Below are 242 nucleotides of genomic sequence, written 5' to 3'. Positions count from 1 at the left end.
AGCTGGACACGAAGAAGGTCAGGCCCGATTCCGCGAACAGGCGCACCGCGGCGGCGTCTTCGTGGATGCCGTCGCCGAAGCCTTGGTAGGCCATGTCGAGGAACGGCACCAGGTTCTTGGCCTTGACCACGTCCAGCACGTTTTGCCAGTCGGCCGGGCTGAGGTCGACGCCGGTCGGGTTATGGCAGCAAGCGTGCAGCACCACGATGGACTGCGGCGGCAGGGCGTTGAGGTCTTCGAGC

The 242-nt window shown here is 65.7% G+C and carries 1 protein-coding gene; it reads right to left on the bottom strand.

The genetic code is table 11. From position 1 onward, the window contains the following. Positions 1–242 (bottom strand): aminotransferase class I/II-fold pyridoxal phosphate-dependent enzyme (locus tag AAEZ05_RS29865; RefSeq protein ID WP_350650260.1); only part of this gene is annotated, 242 nt, incomplete at both ends.

The organism is Pseudomonas sp. HY13-MNA-CIBAN-0226 (genome assembly GCF_040310305.1).
GTDB lineage: Bacteria > Pseudomonadota > Gammaproteobacteria > Pseudomonadales > Pseudomonadaceae > Aquipseudomonas > Aquipseudomonas gregormendelii.
This window is presented reverse-complemented; position numbering and strand designations above follow the sequence as displayed.